Origin of the sequence: Corynebacterium sp. MSK204 (assembly GCF_030229885.1) — a bacterium.
Lineage (GTDB): Bacteria > Actinomycetota > Actinomycetes > Mycobacteriales > Mycobacteriaceae > Corynebacterium.
Window position 1 is genome coordinate 1 of record NZ_JASPGQ010000042.1, and the last position, 1,693, is coordinate 1,693.

At 54.6% G+C, this 1,693-nt stretch carries 1 protein-coding gene and 1 rRNA gene; both read right to left on the bottom strand.

Features of this window, described 5'->3' with window-relative positions; genetic code table 11:
• On the bottom strand, window positions 1-1,084 hold a 1,084-nt coding region (locus QP908_RS11685), incomplete at its 3' end, for an HNH endonuclease (protein WP_284772357.1).
• 271 nt (window positions 1,085-1,355) lie between these two features.
• Window positions 1,356-1,473 (bottom strand): 5S ribosomal RNA (gene rrf, locus QP908_RS11690).
• Window positions 1,474-1,693 lie beyond the last annotated feature (220 nt).

Below are 1,693 nucleotides of genomic sequence, written 5' to 3' on the forward strand. Positions count from 1 at the left end.
GGCATGTGTGTGCTGGGGTGGTGCATCCGGGCCAGCGGCAGGTGAGGTCTCTTCCTTGTGTGTAGGCGCGGATGTGGCTGGTGGGCTGGTAGTTTTCGGTTTCTTGTGGTGTGAGTTGTCGGGTGAAGGTGTCGATGTTTTCTAGGTTGGTGATGCGGGACCAGCCGTAGCCTGGGAAATACACTTTCGTATCACCAGCACCTGTACCGGCCTCGGCGGCGTCATCTGTGTCGGTGGTGTTGGTGGTGGTGGAGGTATTGATCGCGACTTTAGTATGCGTGTTATCCAAGATGAGTTGGATAAGCGCCTCACCAGCACCGCACTGATTGTGCTCTGCTTGGGCATCAATGTGGCGGGCGATGATAGCAGCAGTAGCTTTATCACACGTCAAACTCATCGTGGCGCGATTATTGTGTACCGATACGTTGAGGGCAGGCTCGACCTCGTCGGTGTCATCGTCTGTGAGACTGTGGGTGTCGATGAAGTCGCGGATAAACCGGCGGATATCCGCCACAGAAGGTACATGCTGGCACGGTGCTGTCGGTGTCAAAAAGTCTGCTAGGGCGGCATCGATTAGGCCTATGTGGTCGTGGTTGTCGCCTACGCGTTCTATTTCCCTATCGATGACCCGCAGGCGTGGTGTATCCAGGATCCATTGCTCCATGTTGGTCGCTGCGACGAGGGGTAGTTCTTGCATGCGGAAATGTGCGCGAATAATTCCCGACAGGGTGCTGTAGCTGAGGCCTAGGTCTTTAGCCAGGCTGGTCAGTGTCACATCCACGTCATCATCGTCGAGGTCGGGAAGGAGTGACTGGTAGAACACCCAGGAGTTCTTCCGGGCATGTGCTCCAGCTGCAGCAATAGGATTACCGGGTGTGTTGGTGGCATAAAAGACCACCGGCACCCCTGCCTCAGCCTCAGCATCAGTGCCGGTATCAGCGTCAGTGTTGGTGTCGTAGTCCAGTGGCTCGCCGGCTCTGACATTGCCAGGTATACGATCAGTATCAGCCTGGTGGTCAGTCGACCAGGCGTCTACTGGTTCGTGCCCTGTCGTGGTCGGTGGTGGTGTCGGTATTGTGGTCATCGTGATCATGCCCCCAGGGTGTACTACACCCTCAAACGTGTCGAATGTGTTTTCGTCTAACACGGCATCACACTACCCACCACACACGACACCCGGGGGGTAAAACCACAACCCCTGCCACGCATTCCCCCAGCTCGACAGAGTACCTATCGCAACCATGAGCGGGGGTGAAACAACGACTAATCCCCGAAACACCAACCACCCCAACGAATCAGGGTGATGGTCTTTCGGGGACTATCGTATAAACACTATTTTGTTGTTTGTTGTTTGGTGTCGGCGGTGACTTACTCTCCCACAACCTCCCGGTTGCAGTACCATTAGCGTGTACAGGCTTAGCTTCCGGGTTCGGAATGGGACCGGGCGTTTCCCTGTAGCTATGAACCACCGACAAACCTATCAGAACACTACCCACCACTTCGTGTGTGGTGTTGTGTCAGATACTGCATAGTGGACGCGACACACAAGAATGTGTTCATTTGTTTGTTTACTCGCTTCACAAGTCCGCCCAACAATCATCCCTAACACTGGGTTTGGGGTTGTTGTGGTGTGTTTGTCTTGGTCAATTAGTACCAGTAGCCTTCACACCTTACAGTGCTTCCAAGTCTGGCC